Origin of the sequence: Pseudomonas aegrilactucae (assembly GCF_019168305.1) — a bacterium.
GTDB lineage: Bacteria > Pseudomonadota > Gammaproteobacteria > Pseudomonadales > Pseudomonadaceae > Aquipseudomonas > Aquipseudomonas aegrilactucae.
The window spans coordinates 25443-48281 of the sequence record NZ_JAHTBI010000088.1 but is presented as its reverse complement, the minus strand read 5'-3'; the positions used below and the strand labels follow the sequence as shown (position 1 = coordinate 48281).

The following is a 22839-nucleotide window of genomic DNA, read 5'->3' as shown; positions in this document are numbered from 1 at the left end:
ATTTAGTTGCAAAGGCGGGCAACGGCGAGCGACGGCGCGCTCGCCGGGGTACAACCGTCAGGCCAGGACTTTCTCGCTGATCACGCGACCACTGTGCATGCGCACCAGCTGGTCGGCGACATCGAAGTAACGATCGTCGTGGGAGATCACGATGATGGTCTTGCCCAGGCGCTTGAGGTCGGGCAACAGCTCGGTGTAGAAGATCCGGCGGAAGGTCGGGTCCTGGTCGGCAGCCCACTCGTCGAACACCAGCACCGGGCGACCATCGAGCCACGCATTGACCAGCGCCAGGCGCTTGCGCTGGCCGGTGGACAGGTCGGTGGTGGTGAAGGCGCCATCGCGTACGCTGACCTTGTGCGCGATCTCCAGGCGCTCCAGGTATTGCGCGGCATCGTCGGGCAGGGCCCCTTCGCGCTGCACCAGTTCATCGAACAGGAAGTAGTCGGCGAAGATCGTGGTGAACAGCTGGCGGTAGTCGTCCAGCCCGCGCGCATCCACGGCGGCGCCATTGAGCAACACCGCACCCTGTTGCGGGGTGTACAGGCCCAGCAGCAGCTTGATCAGGGTGGTCTTGCCGCAGCCGTTCTCGCCGACGATGAACAGGATCTCGCCCGGCTCGATGCTCAGGTTGACCGGCCCCAGGCGGAACGGGGCAGCACCAGGCGCTGCCGGGAAGCTGTACTGCACATCGCGCATCTCCAGGCCTTCGAAGGCGCCAGGCGGTTTCTCGGCCGCGCTGAGCAGCAGGTGCGGCTCGGGCGAGGAGAAACGCTCCGAGAGGTCGGCAATGCGGCGAAAGGCAATTTGCGCACGGCTGATGATCGGGATGTTGCCGATCAGGTTTTCCAGCGGGCCCTTCATGTACAGCAGCACCAGCACGAAACCGCTCAGGGCGGTGGGGTTGCTGGCCGGCCAGAAGGCTTGCAGGGCCAGCGCCAGGCCGATGACCACGAAGAACAGCATCGAGCCCAGGCTCTTGGCGATCACGAAGATGTTGATCGCGCGCACATGGGTTTCGCAGATGAGGTCGGCGGTGCCCTGGATGTTGCGGGTGAACATGGCATGCCGGCGTGGGCGATGGATGCGCAGCTCCTTGGCACCCTCGGCAATCGCCTGGTAGTGCTTCTGCAGGTCGTCTTCGGCGTCACGTGCTGCGTGGAAGCCCTTGACGCCACGGCGCTGGGCAACGAACTGCACCGCCGAGCCGATGCCGATGGCCAGCAGGGTCATCACGCAGATGGGCCAGGAGAGCATGGCCAGGTACCCCAGGCAGCCGATGACCACCGTCAGCGAGATGGCCAGGGGGGCGAACGAGAAGGCGAAGTCGCTGATGGTGTCGACGTCGTGGGTCAGCACCGGGATCAGGCGGTGGGTACGGTAGCGCTCGATCTGTTCGATGGGCGCGGCCAGTACCTTGGCGCCCAGGTCCTTGCGCAGCTTGGCGATGATTTTCTGGCCAACGTAGTTGCTGCCGATGTCGGCCACGATGGTGCTGAGCAAGGCCAGCACGCACAGGCCGGTGAAGGCCAGGACCACGCCCTTGCCCATGCCGCCGGCGTCGTGCAGGCCCTGGTTGACGGTGGCCAGCAGGGCGGTGACGCTCAGCCCGCCAATGATGCCCAGGGTGATCGAGGCGATCACGAGGGTGCGGTATGGCCTGAGCAGGCTGAAGAGATCGCGGATGGCGCTACGCGGTGCTGCGGTCATGAAACTACCTCGGTCGCGACGTGGCTACGTGCTATGGGCGAGTGGAGGCCCGCTCGCACCAGGAACGTGTGCGTACGGCGGGCTGTCTGAAACTGGACGATTGAACAGGCGAGGGATTTAGTCGGTGAAGGCTGGCCGGGTTCCCTGGGCGGGCGCCCGGCGCATGCCGCTACAGCTCGCGCATCACGCGAAAGCCCAGCCAGTCGCCGGCGTTGTCCGAGCAGCGGTCGTTGCGGTTGCCGGAGCGCGAGAAGATCGGTGCTTCGGTCCAGTCGTTGCCGCGCATGTGCCGGTAGTCGCAGGACGGGTCGCGCTGCACGCTGTCGATCCAGGCGCTGCCGTCAGTGGGGGCACCGACATAGTCCTCGTGCACGGTGTCGGCGACCCATTCGTAGACATTGCCGTGCATGTCATACAGGCCGAATGCATTGGGTGCGTAGCTGCCCACGGGGGCGGTATAGCTGAAGCCGTCCTCCGGGCCATAGGTGTTGGCATGCTTGGCGATGCTGTACTCCTTGCCTTCATCGAAGGGGAACGGAAAGGGGCCGCTGCTGCCGGCCCGCGCGGCATACTCGCGCACCGATTCGCTGAGCATGCGGTAGGGCTTGCCGGTCTTCTTCGACAGCCAGTCGATGTAGCGCTGTGCTTCATGCCAGGTCATGCACACGGCAGGGTGGCGCGCGGTGGTCGGATAGCTGGGTTTGCCAGCGGTGCACTTGCGGCCCGGGCGGTCGTCGGCGTCGGGCATCGTGTAGCCGGTGTCGCGCAGGAATGCCTGCCACTGGCCCATGGTCACGGTGAAGCGGCTGACGGCGAACGGCTTTTTGAAGGTCACCTGATGCAGTGGCCCCTCGTCGGGCTGGCGGCCGATTTCGTCGTCGGGCGTGCCCATGGTGAAGGTGCCGGTGGGCAGCACGACCATTTGCGGGCAGTCCTTGCAGTCCTGGAAGACCTTGCCGGGCGCCAGGTCGGCGGCGTGGGCGGCGGGAAGCAGGCAGGCGAACAGAGCGGCAAGGGCCAGCGCGTGGCGCCAGGGTGTAGGGATCATCGGGGGTCTCCATGCAGGGCGAATGGCATCGCGCACCTATTGCGGGGTACGGGGGCTCCTGAGGAAGAACGAGCGCTGGGCGGATTAATTTATCGGGCCGCTCTGGCCGGGCCGGCACTAAATTTCGCCCCCAAGCCTACGTCCTAGCTTGGATAAAGCCTGCTTCCAGGCTGATACAGGTAGGGCAATGACGATATCTCGACGAGGGTTTGTCGCGGGCTTGGCACTGACCGGTGCCGCCGTGCCTGCGGCGCTGTACGCGCACCGCGAACTGACGCGACCGGAGTTCCCGATCACGCCGGGCGAGGCCAAGGTCGAGCTGGCGGACACGGCGGGTCGGCAACTGGCGGACCAGTTGCGTGGCGTGTGGAACCTGCGCCTGCACGGGCGCGAGGCCGGCTTGCGCGGCGTGCCCGCCGACGGCCTGGAGGTATTCATCGACATCGCGCCGCGCGGGCGTGCGGTGCGCGGCTACATCGACACCGCGCAGGCGCTGCGAGCGGCACCTGCACCACGCTACAGCCTGCTCGGCGACCTTGCCGCGGCCAAGCCCGGCGAGCTGACCTGGCGCCTGTTCGATCGCGAGCTCGGACCGGACCGTGCGGTGTATGAGCTGAGCATGGTGCTGGACGAGGTGTGGGGCGAGTTTGCCAATGCGGGCAGCGGCACGCTGACCGGGCGCATCCTGGACCTGGATCGCAGCCTTGGCCTGCCAGAGCAGGACAACCGTTTTGTCGCGACCCGTCAGCTGTTTCCGGAGGCGCGCGAGCGTATTGGCTTGCAGCCGGCCTTGCTGAGCTGGTTGATTTCCGATGAGCACCGGTTGTTCCATCAACTCTGGCACGCGTCGCGCGATCAGTGGCACGAGCTGTCCGAAGACAAGCGCAATGCGCTGCGCGGCCTCGGCTGGCAGCCGGGCCCGCGCGATCTGGAGCGTGATGCACGTGGTCCCAGGAAGGACCGCAATGGGTCCGGGGTGGACTTTCTGTTCATGCACCGGCACATGCTGCAGACGGCGCGTTCGCTGCAGCACCTGCCGTCCTGGTCGCGCTTTCCCGCGCCGCAGCCGGAGCTTGAGCGAGACCGGGCCGGTTTTGCGCGTTACTTCGACAACCATGACGGTTGCGCGGTACCGCCGACCTGGCTGGCGCCAGGGGATGAGGAGTACACCCAGTGGGTCAGCGACATCAAGAACCCCGAGACCTACCACGCCAACTTCGAGGTGTGGGAGTCGCAGTACCGTGACCCACGCTACCTGTCACGCTTGACCCTGGGGCAGTTGGGCTCGGAAATGGAGCTGGGCCTGCACGACTGGTTGCACATGCGCTGGGCCTCGGTACCGCGCGACCCGTCCAACGGCGCACCGGTACCGATGGCGCGTGACCTGGACGATTTTTCCCCGCGCTGGTACGGGCCCGACAACGATTTTCTCGGCGACCCGTTTTCCTCCCACGTGAACCCGGTGTTCTGGTTGTTTCACGGCTGGATCGATGACCGCATCGAGGACTGGTTTCGCGCCCATGAGCGCTTCCATCCGGGCCAGGTAGTGCGCATCCGGATCAATGAGGTGCCCTGGTTTGCGCCCGGCCGCTGGGTGGATGTCGAGCAGCCCTGGCTTGGCCCCGTTACCCATGGCTGCAGCACCACGCCGGGCCTGCAGTCAGGCAAGAGCGTCGAGATGGACCCGGAAACCATGAAGTTGGCGCTGCGGGTGATTTTCGCCAACGCCAAGGACAAGCAGCGCTTCCAGGGCCTGCTGCGCCGTGTACCGCAACGGCCCTGGTATGCGCGTCACCTGGTGGTCACGCGCCGTAGCTGAGGCGGGCTGTTGAAACCGGCTGTTGAAACCGACAGTTGAAACCGGCAGGTGCAGTCACTGTACCTGCCAGCCCCCTCCCACTGCCTTGTACAACGCGATACTGGCCTGCAGACGTTGCAGGTGCAGCAGCACGGCTTGGTCCTGGCTTTCATACAGCGTGCGTTGCGCATCCAGCACATTGAGCAGCAGTTCGGCGCCGGCCTCATAGCGTGTGCGTGCGATATCGAAGGCCTGCTGGGCCTGACTCAGTTCGACGCGTTGCCACTCGCGCTGGCGATCCAGGCCGTCGATGCTGTTCAGGGCCTTTTCGACGTCGGCAAAGGCATTGATCAATTCGCCACGGTACTTCTCCAGCAATTCCTGCTGCACGGCCGTTGCGCGGTCGCGTTCGGCACCGAGGCGGCCGTTGTTGAACAGCGGTGCGCTCAAGCCGCTGGCCAGGCTGTAGAACGGATTGCGCAGGATATCGGCGGCGGTTTCGGCGCCTGAGCCCAGGCCGGCGCTGAGGGTGACCTTGGGCAGCATGGCGGCGCGCGCGACGCGTACATCGGCCTGTGCGGCGGCCAGCCGGGCTTCGGCAGCGGCGATATCGGGGCGGCGGCTGAGCAGGTCGCTGGGCAGCCCGGCGGCTATCCCTGGCGCGGTAATGCGGTTGAAGTCGCTGGCGCTCAGGTTCAGCGCCTGAACCGGCTTGCCAAGCAAGGCGGCGAGGGTGATGCGTGCCTCCTTGGCCTGCTGCTGCAGCAGCGGCAGGCGGCGCTGCTGGGCAGCCACCAGCACTTGCTGCTGGGCCACCTCGAGTGCGGTGGCCGAGCCGGCCGTGCGCTTGGCCTGCACCAGCTCCAGGACGTGTCGGGCGTTGGCCAGGTTGAGCGCGGCAATGCGCTGCTGTTCGTCCAGGGCCAGGGCCTGCAGGTAGGTGCTGGCGACGTTGCTGAACAGCGTCAAAGTGACCGTGGCCTGGTCGAACTCGCTGGCGCTCAATGCCTGTGCCGCGCTGTCGCGTGCCGCCGCGTTGCCCCCCCAGAAATCGAGTTCGTAGCTGGCGTTGAAACTGGCGCTGTAGGCCACCGTTTCACGCCCGCTGGAGCTGCTCGAGGAGCTGTAGCCGTTGTGGTGCATCTGTTTTTCCCGGCTGCCTTCCAGTGCGCCGGTAACTTGCGGCAGCAGTGTGCCCGCGGCGATGCTGCGCGCTGCCCGCGCCTGGCGCACGCGTGCAATGGCCGCGGCGATGTCGTAGCTGCCGCTGTCGGCCTGGGCGATCAACTGGTCGAGTTCGGGGCTGGCAAAGCTGCGCCACCACTGCTGGTTGCTGGCGCGCAGCGCCTGGTCGTTTGGCGATTGCCAGGCGGCAGGCGCCTCGATGCCGAGTTCAGGGCTGGGTGCGGTACTGCAAGCGCTCAGCAGCAGCGCCAGGGTAAGCGCGCTCAGAAGGGGTTTCATCGAGGGATCATTCACTGGTAAGGGCCTTGACCGGATCGAGTCGAGCGGCTTTGCGTGCGGGCATGAAGCCGAATACCACGCCGGTAATCACGGCGCAGGTGAATGCGCCGAGAATGGCGCCCAGGGTGAACGCCACGGCGATGTCGGCCAGCAGCAGTCCGCCCCCGATCAGCAGCGCCAGGGCGATGCCGGTGACGCCGCCGACCATCGACAGCAGCACCGCCTCGCTGAGGAACTGGCGCAGGATGTCACGTTGGCGTGCGCCGGTGGCCATGCGAATGCCGATCTCACGGGTGCGTTCGCGCACGGTCATCAGCATGATGTTCATCACGCCGATCCCGCCCACCAGCAGGGAAATGGCCGCAATCGCGCCGAGCATCAGCGACAGGGTGTTCTGTGTACGCGCTTCGGCCTGGATCAGGGCCGCGTCGTTGGTCAGTTCGAAGTCGTGCTTGCCCTGATGCAGGCGCCGCATCAGTTGGTCGATGGCCTGCTCGGTTTCCTTGACTCGGGCCGAGTCGACGGCACCGATGGTCACGTACTCCGGGTCGCGGCTGCCGAACAGGCGTACCGCTGCGGCGGAGTAGGGCACCACGATGCGTCCGTCGCTGTCCTGGTTGCCCGAGCTGGAGCCTTTCTCGGCAAGGATGCCGATGACCTGGAAGGGCACGTTGCCAATCAGGATGTACTGGCCGATCGGATTGCCGGCATCCTTGAGCAGTTTCTCCTTGACCTTGCGGCCGATCACCGCGACCGCTGCAGCCGAGCGTTCGTCGGCCTCGGTGAAGAACGCGCCTTCGACCACTGGCCAGTTGAAAATCTCGGGAAAATGCGTGTTGTTGCCACCGACGTAGAAGCTCTGGCTGTTGTTGCCGTAGCGCACGGTCAGCTCATTGCCGATCACTGGCATGATCATCTTGACCTGAGGCAGTTGCGCCACTGCGGCGACATCGTCGAGGGAGATCACCCCGGCCGGTGCGCTGTGGGTCGGCTCGCTGCCGCTGAGGTAGAGAATATTGGAACCGAACGCCGCCATCTGCGCCATGACCTGGCGTTTGCTGCCTTCACCCACCGCCAGCATCACCACCACCGAGGCCACGCCGATGACGATACCGAGCAGGGTCAGTGCGGTACGGAACCGGTTGATCCACATAAGCCGCCAGGCGGCCTGCAAGGCCTCGATCAGTTCGCCTTTCCAGGCGCCGCTCTGGGTGGCGCCGCTATCCAGGCGCTGACGCAGGTCTTCGGCATTCAGGCTGGCGACCTGCCCCCGCGCGGGCGCCGCTTCATTGGCCGAGTCGCTGAGGATCAGGCCGTCACGAATCTCGATGATGCGCTTGGCGCGTGCCGCGACTTCACGGTCATGGGTGATCAGGATCACCACATGGCCCTGGCTGGCCAGTTCGTCGAGCAGGGTCATCACTTCGGCGCCGCTCTGGCTGTCGAGTGCGCCGGTGGGCTCGTCGGCCAGGATGATGTGGCCACCGTTCATCAGCGCGCGGGCAATCGACACGCGTTGTTGCTGTCCACCGGACAGCTGGTGCGGGCGGTTGCCGGTGCGGGTTGCCAGGCCCAGTCGGCCCAGCAGGCCAGCGGCACGCGCATGGCGCTCGCTGGCGGGAGTGCCGGCGTAGATGGCCGGCATCTCGACGTTTTCCTGGGCAGAGCCCGAGGCGATCAGGTGATAGCCCTGGAACACGAAGCCGAACGCTTCACGGCGAATCCAGGCCAGTTCGTCGCTGTCCAGCTCGGCGACGTCCTTGCCGGCGAAGTAGTAGTGGCCGGACGTGGGGCGGTCCAGGCAGCCCAGTATGTTCATCAGGGTCGACTTGCCGGAGCCGGAGGCCCCGACGATGGCCACGAATTCACCGGGGTGGATGGCCAGGCTGATACCGCGTACCACCTCGACCTTGGGCGTGTCGATGCCGCCGTAGGACTTGCGGATGTCGCGCAGCTCGATCAGGGGCGTGGACATTCAGCCTCCCTTGGCGGCGGGCGCGCCGATCAGCAGGGTATCGCCCTCGGCAAGGCCGTCGAGAATCTGCACCCTTAGCCGATCGCTCAGCCCGGCGCGCACCTTGCGCTGCTCGACCTTGCCGTTGGGGCGTACCACCTGGGCCAGGCGCATATCGTCCTGCAGTGCGTCCGGTTCCAGGGCCACTACCGGGGCGGTCAGTACATTGCTGGCCTGGCCGGCGACGAAGAACACCTGCGCGGTCATCTCTGCCATCAGCGAGTTGTCGACGTTGTCCACGTCCAGCAGCACGGTGTACAGCACGACCTTGCCGCCCCCGCCGGCGCTGCTAGAGCTGCTGGGGCTGCCGCCGCCCTGGCTGATCTGGTCGAGCGGTTTGGGAGGGACCGGCAGGATCTGGCGCACGGTGCTGCTCCAGCGGCGCTTGCCGCCGGCCAGGGTGGTGAAGTAGGCCTGCATGCCGGGTTTGACGTTGCCGATGTCGGCTTCGGAAACCTCTGCCCATACGGTCATCGGCGTGAGCTTCGCGATCCGCAGGATCAGCGGGGTCTGCTGCTGCGCATTGAGGGTCTGGCCCTCGCGTGCGTCGACCGCCACCACCGTGCCGGACATTGGCGCGTAGATGCGCGTGTAGCCCAGTTCTGCTTCGTCGCTGCGCAAGCTTGCTTGCGCCTGCAGGATCTGCGCCTGGAACATGCCGATACGGGCCTGGGTGACTTTCAACTGCGCCTGCGCGGTCTGTACGTCTTCGTCACGGGTCGCGCCGCTGGCAGCCAGGTGCTGCTGACGCTTGAACTGGTGTTCGGCCAGGGTGTACTGGGCGCGTTGCTCCTGCAGTTGCGCCTTGAGATTTTCGATCGAGTAGCGGCCTGCATCGAGCCGCGCACGTTGCGTGGATGGATCGATTTCGACCAGCAACTGACCTTCCTCGACCCGATCGCCGACTTCCACATGCAACTTGCGAATCTGCCCGGACGCCTGGGCGCCCACATCGACATAGCGACGAGGCTGCAAGGTTCCCAGCGCGGTCACGCTGCTTTCTATATCGGCACGGGTGACCGTGACCGTGTTCAGGCTATTGCCACCACCTGGCAGGGTTTTCCAGGCGACCAGTGCACCGATGCTGATCAAGCCGACGACACACAGCAGCAGGCGGCGTTTGAACGGGGGACGTCTCATGCAGGGGTTCCAGCCAAAGGGTATGCGTGGTGCCGCGATGGACGCAGGGCAGACACGGGAAACTCACAGTTAAACGTTGCGCCGCGCATGGAATTTACCCAAGGGGTTCAGCGGCCGGGCGTGGGCAGGCTGAACCGTCGCGGTGCGGGCGCGAGTATAACCAAATGGAGTTGAGAATGATTCCGCATTATAGTGTTTGTTGTTTCGACCCCACACCTTCTCAGATCAAGGACGCCTCCCGTCGATGCTGCAGTTCGCTGCTGTGCTGCAACGCCGTTGTCGCCAATGGTTGGCCTTGTGCCGTGCCCGCGCCAAGCGATCAGCCGTGGACCCGCGTCTGGCATCGATCGAGCACACGCTGGCCGAGCTGGATCCAACGTGCCGTGCCTGTTTTGTGCTCTATCGGCTAGAGGGCCTCAGTTGCACGCAGATAGCCGAGCGCCTGGGCATTGCACCTGATCAGGTGCAGGTCAACATTGTCACGGCCTTGAAGCGATGTCGTAGCCGGATGCCGGGCGTGTCGGGCTAAGGTGGCCTTTTGATGGCGCCTGCCGTGGCGGGCACAGTATTCGTGTGCTCACCTTGCGTTCCTGGGATTTTGCGACAACTATCAATGAAGACCCTTCATTTGACGAAGTCCCCGTCATAGCCTGAAGTTCATGGTGGTGTAGTAGTGGTCAGGGAATGTCTTCCATGTTCACTACCCAGGTTGTCCACGATGCCCAACAAATCCATGCGCATCCTCATCGCCGACGAACACCCCAGCCAGTTGCTGCAGTTGGAGAAGATGCTCAACGGCCTGGGTTATTACCGGATCGCGCCCGTTGAGTCGTTCGATGATCTGCAGCACCTGGTGCAGAACGCGCTGCAGCCGTTCAGCCTGCTGATCGGCAATATCGACCTGGCCAGCCACGTGGGCGTGGACCTTGAACGCTTCTGCAGGGTCAACGCGCAGATCCAGCATGCGCTGCTGTACGAGTCGCAACACCTCAAGGTGCCTGCAGTACCGGCCGGTCAGCGCCAGGCGGTGAGCATCAGTCTGCCCAAGGTGCCGGACAACGAGGCCCTGCAGTCCTTCATGGCGATCATTGATACGCCGTTGCTGCTGGGGCAATTGCCAATGCCCGGCTACAAGGCGCCTGCCCACGTACACCCGCGGCGCTGGCTGAACCAGGGCCATACGGTGTTTTCCCGCTAGACCTGAGCCCTGCGCGGCTTTTTGTTATGCTCTTGCGCTTGTTCCGGCGCGCCATGCTGCGCGCGGTGTGTTTACCGATGCGGAAGCCTTTATGACTGCCACCGACCCTGCGCGCCCGTTGCTGCTTTCGCGCAGCGACCACAAGACCCTGAGCCTGGCGGCATTGGGCGGCGCGCTGGAGATCTACGATTTCATCATTTTCGTGTTCTTCGCGCTGACCCTGAGCCAACTGTTCTTCCCGCCCGAAATGCCTGAGTGGCTGCGCCTGCTGCAGAGCTTCGGGATTTTCGTCACCGGCTACCTGGCGCGCCCGCTGGGCGGCATCCTGATGGCGCACTTTGCCGACCACCTGGGGCGCAAGAAGGTGTTCAGCCTGAGCATCCTGATGATGGCGCTGCCGTGCCTGTTGATCGGCATGATGCCGACCTATGCCGATATCGGCTATGGCGCGCCGCTGATCCTGCTGGGCCTGCGTATCCTGCAGGGGGCGGCGGTGGGGGGCGAGGTACCGAGTGCGTGGACCTTCGTTGCAGAGCATGCGCCGCCTGGGCGCCGCGGCTATGCGCTGGGCTTCCTGCAGGCCGGGCTGACCTTTGGTTACCTGCTCGGTGCATTGACGGCCACGGCGCTGGCCCAGGTGTTCACCGCGCAGGAGATCCTGGATTACGCCTGGCGTTATCCGTTCCTGCTGGGCGGGGTGTTCGGCGTGATCGGCGTGTGGCTGCGCCGGTGGTTGAGCGAGACCCCGGTGTTCCTGGCCCTGCGCGAGCGGCGCGAGCAGCCGGTGGCCTTCCCATTGCGCACGGTGCTGCGCGAGCACCGTCGGGCATTGGTGCCGGCCGCGTTGCTGACCTGCGTGCTGACCTCGGCGGTGGTGGTGCTGGTGGTGATTACCCCGACTGTGATGCAGCAGCGTTTCGGCATGAGCGCGGCAGACACGTTTGCCATGAGCAGCCTGGGGATCGTGTTCCTGAATATCGGCTGTGTGCTGGCCGGGCTGCTGGTGGACCGGGTCGGTGCCTGGCGTGCGCTGATGTTCTACAGCCTGTTGCTGCCGGTGGGTATCGCGGCGCTGTATGGCAGCCTGATCGGTGGCTGGGGCTGGACCGGCATTGCCTACGCACTGGCCGGCCTGGCGTGCGGTGTGGTCGGTGTGGTGCCGTCGGTGATGGTCGGGCTGTTTCCGGCGGCCATTCGGGTGTCGGGCATCTCGTTCACCTACAACGTGGCCTACGCCCTGTGGGCCAGCACCACGCCGTTGCTGCTGATCGCTCTGATGCCGTGGAGCCCCTGGGTGTGTGTCGGGTTCTGTCTGCTGATGGGGGCGGTGGGGCTGTTGAGCGCGGTGTATTTCGGTGCGCGTGAGGATCTGCGCGCCGGGGATGAGCAGGTGCTGGCCAAGGTGTAGGTAGCCCTGTCAGATCGGCATTTTCAGCCTTGTTTTTCAGGCAGCAGCTCGTAAAAAAGCCCCCTGCGCCATCAGGCGAGGGGGCTTTTTCGCGGGCGTTACTTACATGTTCGGGTAAGTCGGCCCGCCCGCACCTTCCGGGGTGACCCAGGTGATGTTCTGCGAAGGGTCCTTGATGTCACAGGTCTTGCAGTGCACGCAGTTCTGGGCGTTGATCTGGAAGCGCTTGCTGCCGTCTTCCTGGCTGACCACCTCGTACACACCGGCCGGGCAGTAACGCTGTGCCGGTTCGTCGTACAGCGGCAGGTTGGTGCCGATCGGGATGCCCGGATCGGTCAGCTTCAGGTGGCACGGCTGTTCTTCTTCATGGTTGGTGCTGGAGAGGAACACTGAGCTCAGCTTGTCGAAGCTCAACTTGCCATCAGGCTTGGGGTAGTCGATTTTCTTCGAGTCGGCCGCCAGCTTGAGGCAGGCGTAGTCGGGCTTGGTGTCGTGCAGGGTGAATGGCAGCTTGCCAGCGAACCAGTTCTGATCGACATAGTTGAAGGCGGCGCCCAGCATCGGGCCGAACTTGTGCATCGCCGGGCCGAAGTTGCGGCTGGCGAACAGCTCTTCATGCAGCCAACTGGCCTTGAAGCCTTCGACATACGCATTCAGTTCGTCGCCACCTTCGCCGCCAGCCAGCAATGCATCGGCCACCGCTTCGGCGGCGAGCATGCCGGACTTCATGGCGGTGTGGCTGCCCTTGATCTTGGCCACGTTCATGGTGCCAAGATCACAGCCGATCAGCGCGCCGCCCTTGAACACCATTTTTGGCAGCGAATTGATGCCGCCCTTGGCCAGGGCGCGGGCGCCGTAGCTGATGCGCTTGCCGCCTTCCAGGTACTGCGCGAGCACCGGGTGGTGCTTGAGGCGCTGGAATTCGTCGAACGGCGACAGGTAGGCATTGGCGTACGACAAATCGACGATCAGGCCGACCACCACCTGGTTGTTTTCCAGGTGATACAGGAACGAGCCGCCGGTGTTCTCGGTGCTCATCACGTCCAGCGGCCAGCCGGCGGTGTGGATCACCAGGCCCTGCTGGTGCTTGGCGGGGTCGATTTCCCAGATTTCCTTCAGGCCGATGCCGTAATGCTGCACGTCGGATGCGTTGTCCAGGTCGAAGCGCTTGATCAGTTGCTTGCCGATGTGGCCACGGCAGCCTTCGGCAAACAGGGTGTACTTGCCGCGCAGTTCCATGCCGGGGGTGTACACGCCTTCCTTGGGGTTGCCTTCACGGTCCACGCCCAGGTCGCCGGTGATGATCCCGCGTACCACGCCGTTCTCGTCGAACAGGGCTTCCTGCGCCGCGAAGCCCGGGTACACCTCTACGCCCAGATTTTCGGCCTGCTGGGCCAGCCAGCGGCACAGGTTGCCCAGCGAGATGATGTAGTTGCCTTCGTTGTGCATGGTCTTGGGCACGAACAGGTCGGGCACCTTGACCGAGCTGTTGGCGTCGCGCAATACATAGATGTCGTCGCGCTTGACCTCGGTGTTGAGGGGGGCACCGAGTTCCTTCCAGTCCGGGAACAGTTCGTTCAGGGCGCGCGGCTCGAACACCGCGCCGGAGAGAATGTGTGCACCGACTTCGGAGCCTTTCTCGACCACGCAGACGCTGATTTCGCTACCGGCTTCGGCGGCCTTCTGCTTCAGTCGGCAGGCGGCGGACAGGCCCGCCGGGCCGGCGCCGACGATGACCACGTCGAATTCCATGTATTCGCGTTCCACAGGTTCTCTCCTACTCAAGGCTCATCGGTTTTTCTGGGTTGGCGTGTGTCAGGCGGTCATTTGCTGGGTGCCCGGGCCTGTAGCTCGGGCGATGACGGACTACACCGCTTTCTCTTGGCCGCGCATTATATCTACACCACTTGCGCGGTCCAATACAAACGTTTGTTTGAATTTGCCGCAGGCCAGTAAAATCAAAGTGCCACGGCTTGAAGCTGGCCGGTTTGCCGTATTGACCGGATTGGGCGTTACGGTCAAGATACGGGCGGTTTTACGCTCGCCGTAGGCTGACCGTCGGATGCAGGAGCACCCCTAAAAACCAGGCAAAAAGCAGGGCAGTTACGCCAGAGCCCGCTTTGTAGTGGAGTTTACACGCCACGACAAACATTGACCCACGGGTTTTGTGCGCAAGCGTCGTGATCAGACTGAGCAGTCAGTTTAATTTCACCTGCCCGCGTTCGTTTTTGGAGGTGCCCTTGTACCCACGCGCTATCGCCAGGTCCTGCCCAGGCGACATTCTTTTCACCGGAGAGTAACGAGGAATCCATGAAGGTTCTTGTAGCTGTCAAACGAGTGGTCGACTATAACGTCAAGGTTCGCGTCAAGGCGGACAACTCCGGCGTAGATCTTGCTAACGTCAAGATGTCCATGAACCCCTTCTGCGAAATCGCCGTAGAAGAAGCCGTACGCCTGAAAGAGAAGGGCGTGGCGAGCGAGATCGTCGTCGTTACCGTCGGCCCGGCCACTGCCCAGGAGCAACTGCGTACTGCGCTGGCGCTGGGTGCCGATCGCGCCGTACTGGTCGAATCCGCTGAAGAGCTGACCTCGCTGGCCGTGGCCAAGCTGCTCAAGGCTGTGGTCGACAAAGAGCAACCTCAGCTGGTGATCCTTGGCAAGCAAGCCATCGACAGCGACAACAACCAGACCGGCCAGATGCTGGCTGCGCTGACCGGTTACGCCCAGGGCACCTTCGCCTCCAAGGTCGAAGTCGCCGGCGACAAGGTCAACGTCACCCGTGAAATCGACGGTGGCCTGCAGACTGTTGCGCTGAACCTGCCTGCCATTGTCACCACCGACCTGCGTCTGAACGAGCCGCGCTACGCGTCGCTGCCGAACATCATGAAGGCCAAGAAGAAGCCGCTGGAGACTGTCACTCCGGACGCGCTGGGCGTTTCCACCGCCTCCACCAACAAGACCCTGAAAGTCGAAGCGCCGGCTGCACGCAGCGCGGGCATCAAGGTCAAGTCGGTGGCTGAACTGGTCGAGAAACTGAAGAACGAGGCGAAGGTAATCTAAATGACTATCCTGGTTATCGCTGAACACGAAAACGGCGCCGTTGCCCCGGCGACCCTCAATACCGTTGCTGCTGCCGCAAAAGTCGGTGGCGACATCCATGTGCTGGTCGCAGGCCAGGGCGTGGGTGGTGTCGCCGAAGCCGCCGCGAAAATCGCTGGCGTGGCCAAGGTGCTGGTAGCCGACAACGCTGCCTACGCGCACCAGTTGCCGGAAAACGTCGCGCCCCTGGTCGCGGAGCTTGGCAAGGGCTACAGCCATGTGCTGGCACCTGCCACCTCCAACGGCAAGAACATCCTGCCGCGCGTTGCTGCGCTGCTGGACGTCGACCAGATCTCCGAGATCATCGCGGTAGAATCGGCCGACACCTTCAAGCGTCCGATCTACGCCGGCAACGCCATTGCCACCGTGCAATCGAGCGCTGCGGTCAAGGTCATCACCGTGCGTGCCACCGGCTTTGACGCCGTTGCGGCCGAGGGTGGTTCGGCTGCGGTCGAAGCGGTTGCTGCTGCGCACGACGCCGGCAAATCGGCGTTTGTTGGCGAAGAGCTGGCCAAGTCCGACCGTCCCGAGCTGACCGCTGCCAAGATCGTCGTTTCCGGCGGCCGCGGCATGCAGAACGGTGACAACTTCAAGCACCTGTACGCCCTGGCCGACAAGCTCGGTGCGGCCGTCGGCGCCTCGCGCGCTGCGGTCGACGCAGGTTTCGTGCCCAACGACATGCAGGTCGGCCAGACCGGCAAGATCGTTGCACCGCAGCTGTACATCGCGGTCGGTATCTCCGGCGCGATCCAGCACCTGGCCGGCATGAAAGACTCCAAGGTGATCGTTGCGATCAACAAGGACGAAGAAGCGCCGATCTTCCAGGTGGCCGACTACGGCCTGGTGGCTGACCTGTTCGAGGCCATCCCGGAGCTTGAGAAGCTGGTTTAATCCGACCGCTTCACTTATAAAGAGCCCGGTCTTTTGATCGGGCTTTTTTATTTCGCGCGCGACAGGGTTAGGGAGGCATGTGCATGGGGTGGGTTGGCCGAATGGCAGCGGCAGGACTGCTGGGTATTGCCTGTGTGCCTGCGACGGCAATGGCAGTGGGCAAATGCGAGCGCCTGGTGGCGACCGGTAGCCCCGACGCGCCGCCGTATGCCTGGCGCGACCCGCAGGACCCCAGGCACCTGATCGGCGCCAACGTCGACCTGCTCAGGCAAGTGGCCGGCGAGCTGGGCCTGAAGGTCGATGTGCTGTACGCCGGCAAGCGCAGCGAGGCGCAGGATGAAGTGCGCAGCGGGCGCATGGACCTGCTGGTGGATGCGCCGTTGAGCGTCGCCGACCTGACGTCGCTCGATTACATCCACCCTGCGTTGTCGCAGAACGACTACGTGGTGTGGACCCGTCATGACTCAATCCTCGCGTACGACAGCGTGGGTGATCTGCATCAGCACCAGGGTGCGATTTCCGAGAAGGCGCGGCTGACGCCGGAATTTTCGGCATTCGCCAAGGATCAGTTGAAGCTGGCCCCCGTACAGAACCTGACCCAGGCGTTTCAGAAGCTCTTGCTCGGCCAGGTCGACTACGTGTTGGCCGGTCGTTACGCCGGAATGGCCATGGCGCAGACCCTGGGCATGAGCAACGACCTGATTGCCCGTGGCGTGCCGCTGGACCGGCCGGGGCTGTACCTGGCGCTGTCGCACAATTCGGCATGCAATGATGCGTGGTTGCGCGGACAGCTGGCCAAAAAACTGACAGAATTGCCAGCCTCTGGTGTGTACCAGGCGGTACTGCAACGCAATGTCGAGCGCTGGAAAGCGCAACTGCAGCAGCCGCTCGACGCCCCCAAACAGTAGGAAGATTGTGTGAGAACTCAACCGCTTTTCGCTGCCCTGGCGATACTGGCCCTGGCCGGTTGCGCTGCCGATCCGGCCCCCCATGAGCAACTGCGTCTGTCTGAGCAGGCACTGGAGCAGGCCAAGGCTGTCGGTGCCACCGACGACGTGCCCGAGTTGAAGATGGCCGAAGCCAAGTTGGAGCGTGCTCGCGCCAACATGGCCGGTGAGTCGTTTCGCGACGCGCGGCTGCGCGCCGAACAGGCCGAGCTGGACGCACGCCTGGCCGAGGCCCGGGTACTGACCCTCAAGAGCCAGGAGCAGCTGACGCTGCTGGAGTCGCGGGTCAATCGTCTGCGCAAGCAGTTGGGGGAGCAGCAGTGAGTTCGATCAAGCCGTTGGCGACAATGATGTTCGTGGGGGTGCTGGGTTTGCAGGGCTGCGCCAGCGAGCGCAGTGAGTCTGCCCTGGACGAGGCCAGCACCCGTTTTCAGGCGGTCAAGGATGATTCCAACGTGTTGCGCAGTGCACCGCGTGACGTGATCCGTGCCGGGGAGTCGCTGGCGCGTGCCGAGCGCCTGTCCAGCTATATGGGCACCGGTGCCGATGTGCGCCATTACGCCTACCTCAGCCAGCGTTACAGCGAGATTGCCCGCGAGCACAGCAACCTGGTGCTCAATCAGGAGCGCCAGGCCAAGCTGGAGCTGGAGCGTCAGCGCCTGCAACTGGCCCTGCGCGAGGCCAAGCTGGTCAGCGTGCAGCAGCAGGGCAAATGGCTCGAGGCGCAGATCGTCAGCCTGGCGACCACGCAAAGCGACCGCGGCCTGGTGATGACGCTGGGTGACGTACTGTTCGATACCGGGCACGCCGAACTGAAGAACTCTGCCAGCCGCACCGTGCTCAAGCTGGTGCAGTTCCTGCAGCTCAACCCCAGGCGTGTCGTGCGTATCGAGGGTTACACCGACAGTACCGGCGCGTCCGAGGACAACCTGGTGTTATCGCGTGACCGTGCACAGGCGGTGGCGGACATGCTGGTGGATCTGGGCGTCGATGAAAGGCGCATCCAGGTCGAAGGTTATGGTGACCAGTACCCGGTCGAGGCCAATGCCTCGGAGCGGGGCAGGGCGCAGAACCGTCGCGTGGAGATCGTGTTCTCCGACGAAAAAGGCCGGTTGGGCGCAGCGCGCTGAACGTGCACGTATACAAGAACCGGTGATGATCACCGGTTTTTTTATGCCCAGAACCACGAAAACGCCACTGTCACACAACCGTGTTGTCGATTATTCTGGCATCTGTGCCCGTACACTTATGCACTGTTCCGGTATGCTCTGCCGGCTCGTACAAGAATAACTAGACTGCCCGCGTGTCGAGAGTTCACCCATGACCAACCTGTTGCTCTACCAGCGCATCGCCCAGCAACTGGCGGAAGACATCCGCCGAGGCGTCTATCAGCCTGGCGAGCGCGTGCCGTCGGTGCGCAAGATGAGCTCACAGCTCAATGTCAGCCATGCCACGGTGCTGCAGGCCTATGCCAACCTTGAAGACCAGGGCCTGATTCGGGCGCGTCCGCAATCGGGCTACTACGTCCACCAGACACCCGCCCTGACTGCGCAGACGCCAGATATCGCCCGGGTCGAACGCCCGGGGCTGGTCACGCGCAGCAGTATCATCCAGCAGGTGCTGACCGAGGCCCGGCGCGATGGCGTCTTTCCGCTGGGCGCTGCGGTGCCGCATGTCGACTACCTGCCGGTGCGGGCGCTGCATCAGCAATTGGCCAAGGTGACGCGGTTCCAGAGCCCACGGGCCTTCAGTTACATGTTCAGCCCGGGGTTCGAGCCGCTGCGCCGGCAGATCGCCATCCGCATGCGCGACGCCGGGGTGGTGGTCGACCCGTCCGAGGTGGTGGTCACCCATGGCTGTGTCGACGCGCTGCAGATGTCGTTGCGCGTGCTGACCCGCCCCGGCGATCTGATCGCTGCTGAGTCCCCGACCTATTACGGGCTGCTGCAGTTGGCTGACTTGCTGGGGCTCAAGGTGATCGAGATCCCCAGTGATCCGGCCACCGGCATCAGCCTGGAGGCATTGCAGCTGGCGGCCAACCAATGGTCGATCAAGGCCCTGGTGTTGACTGCACGCTTGAGCAATCCGCTGGGCGGCACCATCCCCGAGGAGCGACAGAAGCAACTGTTGCGCCTGGCCTCGGATTTCAATATCCAGGTCATCGAAGACGATATCTACGGCGAATTGATGTTCGAGCAGGGGCGTACCAAGGCGCTCAAGGCGTTCGATCGGCTTGGGCGGGTCATCTACTGCTCGAGTTTTTCCAAGACGCTGTCGCCTGGGGTGCGTATCGGCTGGATGATCGCCGGCAACTACCAGCAGGAAATTCAGCGACTGCAAACCTTTACCACGCACTCGGCGTGCAGCGTCACGCAGATGGGGGTGGCGGCGTACCTGGAGAATGGCGGTTACGACCGGCACCTGCGCTACATTCGCCAGGAGTACCGCAAGAACCTCAGTGCCTATCAACTGGCGGTGCAGCAGCATTTCCCGGAAGGTACGCAGATGAGCCGGCCGACCGGCGGATTCATTCTGTGGGTCAGCCTGCCAGGGAGGGTCAACACCCAGGAGCTGCATGTGCGGGCCTTGCAGCAGGGCATCAGCATCGCGCCGGGCCTCATTTTCAGCAATACCGAGCAGTTCAACCATTGCATACGCCTGAACTGCGGGATTCCGTGGAACCGTGAGGCAGAGCGGGCGCTACTCACGCTGGGGATGCTGGCCCACCAGTTGTGCCAGGAGACAGCATCAGGCGCCTACCTTTAGTCGACAGGCTTGCCAGCGGACGCAGGAACGAGGAGCATACGCGTTTTGATGAATACGTCTCGTTGCCTATGAACGCGTTGCGGTGTACTGGAGTGGTCATGCTGTGTGTGCTGGGTATGTGCCTGGTGCGCCCGGCGCTGGCGATGCCTGCGGCTGCGCCGGTGCTGCTGGCGCAGTCGGCGACCCAGCCGGCCCCGGCCAGGAACAAGCCGTCGCAGCCGGCCGCCAAGCCAAAGGCCAAGCCTGTTACCAGCAAGAAGACACCTGCCAGGGTTGCCAAATCCGGCAGGCGCAAGGCGGCCGAAGTCATCGCGGCGCCATTGCCCAAGGCGCGCCTGGACCTGAGCCTGCCCCCGGACATGGTCAATGAGCTGCAGCCGCCCAGCCAGCTCGGTGCGCAGGTGCGGCGCCCATTGTTGCCGGCGCTGTTCCAGGACAAACCCTCCTCCGACAGCCCGTTCCAACTCAATGGACGGTTGTTGAGCAACGAAATGCAGCTGCAACTGCGCAATGACAGCCGCCAGGATGTCGAGGGCGCAGCCATCGATTTCGAGTTCAAGCAGTAAGCGCCGGGCGACCCTGCAGTCACTTTTCGTACGCTGATATTTCATCTTGGCGGTAATTTCAAACGCCTGTTTTAGCGGTTACTATCCCCCTTCATCCATCATTTGTTATGCCGAGGTCTGTGTCGTCATGAACTGCCGTGAAGGCTGTGGCGCTTGCTGCATTGCCCCCTCCATCAGCTCGCCGATTCCGGGTATGCCAAACGGCAAGCCGGCGGGCGAGCGCTGTGTGCAATTGTCCGAACTCAACCTGTGCGGCATTTTCGGCAAGCCCGAGCGGCCCGCGGTGTGTTCTGGGTTCAAGGCAGAGGTGGATACCTGCGGCAGTGATCGTGACGAAGCGATCAGGATCATCGGTTGGCTGGAGCAAATGACGGCGGCTTGAGTGAGTGGACTTCGAAAACAAGGAAAACAACACGATGGGTTCGATGACGCGGGTGGCGGTGGTGTGTGGTCTGAGTGCGATGTTGATGTCGGCAGCGCAGGCTGAAGATTGGAAGGTTGCCAGGGATGAAGACGGCATCAAGGTGTCGCTGAGCGAGGTGGCTGGGTCGAAGTACAAGGCCTATCAAGGTGTGACGACCATCAAGGCGCCGCTGGCCAGGGTTCGCGCCCTGCAGGAAGACGTGGCAGGTGCCTGTGCCTGGATTCATGAATGCAAGAGCCAGAAGCTGCTCAGACGCGAGGGGGATCAGAGCTGGACCTACACCCAATTCAATGCCCCGTGGCCAGTGACCCCGCGTGATTCGATCATCCATGTGACCACTGTTCAGGGGGCTGACGGCAGCCTGACGCGCACCTTGGAAGGGGTGCCTGCTTATCTGCCTGAAGAGAAAGGCTATGTGCGTGTCGCGGCGGTGGATGGGTTTTGGAAGCTGGTGCCCAAGGGTGACGGCACCGAAGTGACCTACCAGGTGCACACCGAGCCTGGCGGCAGCGTGCCGGCGATGGTGGCCAACAAATTCGTGGTGGATGCCCCCTTCAATACGCTGAAGGCGTTGAAGGCGCGTGCCGAGAAGCCTTGATCGGTACAGTTCTTTTCTGGGTGTATGGTCAGGAATTTGTATTGGTTTTCAGGGCCTCTTCGCTGGCTGGCCAGCGAAGGGGTCGGCACAACAAAAAAAGGCTGCCCGAGGGCAGCCTTTTCTATCAGCCGGACAACGCTTACTTGCGATCGTCCAGTTTGACGATGTTGCGCGACTCGTAGCCGGTGTACAGCTGGCGTGGGCGGCCAATCTTGTACGGGCTGGAGAGCATTTCCTTCCAGTGCGAGATCCAGCCGACGGTCCGCGCCAGGGCGAAGATCACGGTGAACATGCTGGTTGGAATACCGATCGCCTTGAGGATGATCCCCGAGTAGAAGTCGACGTTCGGGTACAGCGAGCGCTCGATGAAGTACGGATCGGTCAGTGCGATCTCTTCGAGGCGCATCGCCAGTTCCAGCTGCGGGTCGTTGGTGATGCCCAGCTCGCGCAGTACTTCGTCGCACGTCTGCTTCATCACGGTGGCGCGTGGATCACGGTTCTTGTAGACACGGTGACCGAAGCCCATCAGCTTGAACGGATCGTTCTTGTCCTTGGCCTTGGCGATGAAGGTGTCGATGTTCGAGACATCGCCAATTTCGTCGAGCATGGTCAGCACGGCTTCGTTGGCGCCGCCGTGGGCAGGGCCCCACAGTGCAGCGATGCCGGCAGCGATACAGGCGAACGGGTTGGCACCCGAGGAGCCGGCAAGGCGCACGGTGGAGGTCGACGCATTCTGCTCGTGGTCGGCGTGGAGGATGAAGATCCGGTCCATTGCCTTGGCCAGTACCGGGCTGATCGGTTTGATCTCGCACGGCGTGTTGAACATCATGTGCAGGAAGTTCTCTGCATACGTCAGGTCGTTGCGCGGGTACATCATGGGCTGGCCCATGGAGTACTTGTACACCATCGCTGCCAGGGTCGGCATCTTGGCGACCAGGCGTACGGCGGAGATTTCGCGGTGCTGCGGGTTATTGATGTCCAGCGAGTCGTGATAGAACGCCGACAGGGCGCCAACCACGCCGCACATGACGGCCATCGGGTGGGCGTCGCGACGGAAACCGTTGAAGAACGACTTCAACTGCTCGTGCACCATGGTGTGATTCTTCACGGTGCTGACGAACTGGGCCTTCTGCTCGGCATTCGGCAGTTCACCGTTGAGCAGCAGGTAGCAGGTCTCGAGGTAATCGGATTGCTCGGCGAGCTGTTCGATCGGGTACCCGCGGTGCAGCAGGATGCCCTTGTCGCCGTCGATGTAGGTGATCTTGGACTCGCACGAGGCGGTCGCCATGAAACCAGGGTCGAAAGTGAAGTGACCCGTGGCCCCCAACCCTCTAACGTCGATAACATCGGGACCAACGGTGCCGGTTAAAATGGGCAGCTCGACGGGGGCTGCGCCCTCGATGACCAACTGCGCTTTTTTGTCAGCCATGTGGCCTCCTATTAATGCTTGAAATCATCAGACAGACCCCCCACGCAGGGCCCGCACCACTATAGTGAGATAAATTCGAATGTCAATTTGCCTAAAGCATGGTTGTAAAGGCCTTTGGGCGCTGTTTTTCCTCGAAATTGCCGCCCATTTACGCCTTTTGCGGGCTAAAGGCAATGCGCTATTTGGGCTAGGCCTTCACGTTGTCATTAGTAGCCTAACTGTCTATACTCGGCACCCGACCGCCAGGGGCTCTCAAGCCCGCTTTTCTGGGGTCGTCACTCCCTGGGTGGTGGGTACCTGACCAGTACACTTACCAACAACTTTGCCCTGCTTGCTAGGGGC

Annotated in this window: 20 protein-coding genes; 13 read left to right on the top strand and 7 right to left on the bottom strand. The window is 63.3% G+C overall.

The features are described from left to right. Positions 1–57 precede the first annotated feature (57 nt). Together KUO17_RS22065 and pvdO are read right to left on the bottom strand one after the other, a co-directional pair. On the bottom strand, positions 58–1707 hold the full coding sequence (locus KUO17_RS22065) for a cyclic peptide export ABC transporter (RefSeq protein ID WP_217977683.1): 1650 nt from the start codon (positions 1705–1707) through the stop codon (positions 58–60). 169 nt (positions 1708–1876) lie between these two features. Next, the gene (gene pvdO, locus KUO17_RS22060) at positions 1877–2755 is read right to left on the bottom strand and encodes a dihydropyoverdine dehydrogenase (protein WP_217977682.1); all 879 of its coding nucleotides are present in this window, start codon (positions 2753–2755) and stop codon (positions 1877–1879) included. Between the two features lie 187 nt (positions 2756–2942). Between pvdO and pvdP the strand changes: the two genes are divergently transcribed. Beyond that, entirely contained in the window at positions 2943–4574 is a 1632-nt protein-coding gene (gene pvdP / locus KUO17_RS22055) for a pyoverdine maturation tyrosinase PvdP (protein WP_217977680.1), read from the top strand. Positions 4575–4628: 54 nt separating this feature from the next. Here the strand turns inward: pvdP and KUO17_RS22050 are convergent, their stop codons facing one another. The 3 genes from KUO17_RS22050 to KUO17_RS22040 are packed head-to-tail and all read right to left on the bottom strand — an operon-like array spanning position 4629 to position 9171. Beyond that, positions 4629–6017, bottom strand: coding sequence for an efflux transporter outer membrane subunit (locus KUO17_RS22050; protein WP_217977678.1), 1389 nt, complete (start codon positions 6015–6017; stop codon positions 4629–4631). A 7-nt stretch (positions 6018–6024) separates the two neighbouring features. Further along, the gene (locus KUO17_RS22045; RefSeq protein ID WP_217977676.1) at positions 6025–7992 is read right to left on the bottom strand and encodes a MacB family efflux pump subunit; all 1968 of its coding nucleotides are present in this window, start codon (positions 7990–7992) and stop codon (positions 6025–6027) included. Then, complete coding sequence (locus tag KUO17_RS22040) at positions 7993–9171, bottom strand: efflux RND transporter periplasmic adaptor subunit (RefSeq protein WP_217977675.1); 1179 nt, start codon at positions 9169–9171, stop codon at positions 7993–7995. Between the two features lie 244 nt (positions 9172–9415). Here KUO17_RS22040 and KUO17_RS22035 point away from each other — a divergent pair, with 244 nt between their 5' ends. The 3 genes from KUO17_RS22035 to KUO17_RS22025 all read left to right on the top strand — a co-directional run bounded on the left by KUO17_RS22035 (position 9416) and on the right by KUO17_RS22025 (position 11777). Further along, positions 9416–9700, top strand: a complete 285-nt coding sequence (locus KUO17_RS22035; protein ID WP_217977674.1) for a sigma factor-like helix-turn-helix DNA-binding protein — start codon at positions 9416–9418, stop codon at positions 9698–9700. Positions 9701–9889: 189 nt separating this feature from the next. Beyond that, on the top strand, positions 9890–10369 hold the full coding sequence (locus tag KUO17_RS22030; protein WP_217977672.1) for a histidine kinase: 480 nt from the start codon (positions 9890–9892) through the stop codon (positions 10367–10369). Positions 10370–10460: 91 nt separating this feature from the next. Then, positions 10461–11777, top strand: coding sequence for an MFS transporter (locus KUO17_RS22025; protein WP_217977671.1), 1317 nt, complete (start codon positions 10461–10463; stop codon positions 11775–11777). Positions 11778–11879: 102 nt separating this feature from the next. On the opposite strand, the gene KUO17_RS22020 is transcribed toward KUO17_RS22025, so the two are convergent. After that, positions 11880–13544, bottom strand: coding sequence for an electron transfer flavoprotein-ubiquinone oxidoreductase (locus KUO17_RS22020; RefSeq protein ID WP_217977670.1), 1665 nt, complete (start codon positions 13542–13544; stop codon positions 11880–11882). Positions 13545–14087: 543 nt separating this feature from the next. On the opposite strand from KUO17_RS22020, the gene KUO17_RS22015 reads away from it, so the two are divergent. The 9 genes from KUO17_RS22015 (at position 14088) to KUO17_RS21975 (ending at position 21068) form a co-directional block, all read left to right on the top strand. After that, complete coding sequence (locus KUO17_RS22015) at positions 14088–14837, top strand: electron transfer flavoprotein subunit beta/FixA family protein (RefSeq protein WP_043863151.1); 750 nt, start codon at positions 14088–14090, stop codon at positions 14835–14837. Continuing rightward, positions 14838–15767 carry an electron transfer flavoprotein subunit alpha/FixB family protein gene (locus KUO17_RS22010; protein ID WP_217977666.1) on the top strand — a complete coding sequence of 310 codons (930 nt, stop codon included), beginning with the start codon at positions 14838–14840 and terminating at the stop codon, positions 15765–15767. A 101-nt stretch (positions 15768–15868) separates the two neighbouring features. Then, on the top strand, positions 15869–16675 hold the full coding sequence (locus tag KUO17_RS22005) for a substrate-binding periplasmic protein (protein ID WP_217977664.1): 807 nt from the start codon (positions 15869–15871) through the stop codon (positions 16673–16675). Between the two features lie 9 nt (positions 16676–16684). Next, positions 16685–17038, top strand: coding sequence for a DUF4398 domain-containing protein (locus KUO17_RS22000; protein WP_217977663.1), 354 nt, complete (start codon positions 16685–16687; stop codon positions 17036–17038). Positions 17039–17061: 23 nt separating this feature from the next. Continuing rightward, entirely contained in the window at positions 17062–17844 is a 783-nt protein-coding gene (locus KUO17_RS21995; RefSeq protein WP_217977687.1) for an OmpA family protein, read from the top strand. 190 nt (positions 17845–18034) lie between these two features. After that, positions 18035–19480, top strand: coding sequence for an aminotransferase-like domain-containing protein (locus KUO17_RS21990; RefSeq protein ID WP_217977662.1), 1446 nt, complete (start codon positions 18035–18037; stop codon positions 19478–19480). Between the two features lie 98 nt (positions 19481–19578). Further along, a complete protein-coding gene (locus KUO17_RS21985; protein ID WP_255263730.1) occupies positions 19579–20046 on the top strand; it encodes a translation initiation factor 2 in 468 nt (155 codons plus the stop codon). Positions 20047–20173: 127 nt separating this feature from the next. Beyond that, positions 20174–20428 carry a YkgJ family cysteine cluster protein gene (locus tag KUO17_RS21980; RefSeq protein WP_217977660.1) on the top strand — a complete coding sequence of 85 codons (255 nt, stop codon included), beginning with the start codon at positions 20174–20176 and terminating at the stop codon, positions 20426–20428. A 34-nt stretch (positions 20429–20462) separates the two neighbouring features. Then, entirely contained in the window at positions 20463–21068 is a 606-nt protein-coding gene (locus tag KUO17_RS21975; protein WP_217977658.1) for an START domain-containing protein, read from the top strand. Positions 21069–21207: 139 nt separating this feature from the next. Here the strand turns inward: KUO17_RS21975 and gltA are convergent, their stop codons facing one another. After that, positions 21208–22497, bottom strand: a complete 1290-nt coding sequence (gltA, locus tag KUO17_RS21970) for a citrate synthase (RefSeq protein WP_163940680.1) — start codon at positions 22495–22497, stop codon at positions 21208–21210. Between the last annotated feature and the right edge of the window lie 342 nt (positions 22498–22839).